The sequence below is a fragment of the Desulfogranum marinum genome (genome assembly GCF_016918565.1).
In the GTDB taxonomy this organism is placed as follows: domain Bacteria; phylum Desulfobacterota; class Desulfobulbia; order Desulfobulbales; family Desulfobulbaceae; genus Desulfogranum; species Desulfogranum marinum.
Window position 1 is genome coordinate 1 of record NZ_JAFFQD010000138.1, and the last position, 1,050, is coordinate 1,050.

Here is a 1,050-nt window from a genome sequence, read left to right on the forward strand (position 1 = left end):
AGGGTTTCTCGAATAATTACTACAGCAAAACAAGCGCAAATAGTGTTTTAACTGTCTGAAATATTGATATTATGTTATACTTTTCCATCATCTTCTAAGCCGTTTTTTACTTGATGGAGCCGATATGTTTCAGCCAGGATTCTTCGACCTTGATAATCGGATGCGTAAAATCGACAGCAACGGTGACCCTCTTACCAAAATTAATCAAGCTGTTGATTGGGAAATCTTTCGCCCTGCACTTGAAAAGGCTCGACAGAAGCCCCGTAAGTCTGCAGCGGGACCGAAAGGATATGATGTCATATTGCTCTTTAAAATTCTTGTACTTCAGTCTCTGTATAACCTTTCCGACGACGCCACCGAATATCAAATTCTCGATCGCCACTCTTTTTGCCGTTTTCTCGGGTTGCACATAGGGAGCAAAGTTCCCGATGCAACAACTATATGGCTTTTTCGTGAGGATTTGAAAAACGCTGGGATAATCGAAGAGTTGTTTTCTAAGTTTGAGTTGCACCTGCAGGAGTGTGGCTATACGGCCCTGAAAGGGCAGATCGTGGACGCCTCCATTGTGAAGACGCCGATACAGCGCAATAGCCGTGAAGAAAATGCTCAGATAAAGCGGGAAGGCAAGGCCCCGGTTCAATGGGGTGAGAACAAGCGTCGGAGAAAAGATGTTGATGCTCGCTGGACCAAGAAGAACGGCAAATCCTTTTTTGGCTACAAAAATCATATTTCCGTTGATGCTAAGCATAAATTCATCCGTGGCTGGAAAGTAACTGACGCTTCCGTCCATGACAGCAATGTGTTTGAGGAAATACTTGCGGAAAACACGAATCGTAATGTCTGGGCAGACTCGGCGTACTATTCGAAAGATCGTCTAAAGTCGCTGGAGGAATCGGGTTACCGGGAACGCATCCATCGTAAAGGCACTCGGAACCGAAAGCTGACAGCTCGGGAACAGAAGAGTAACAGGACCAAATCGAAGGTTCGTGTAAGGGTTGAGCATGTTTTCGGTGCGCAAACCCAGAAGGCAGGAAACTTGCTTGTAAGAAC

General features: G+C 45.5%; 1 protein-coding gene. It reads left to right on the forward strand.

Annotated elements, in window-relative coordinates; translation table 11 throughout:
* Window positions 1-124 precede the first annotated feature (124 nt).
* The coding region (locus tag JWH17_RS23215) for an IS5 family transposase (RefSeq protein ID WP_205225082.1) at window positions 125-1,050 on the forward strand (926 nt) is incomplete at its 3' end.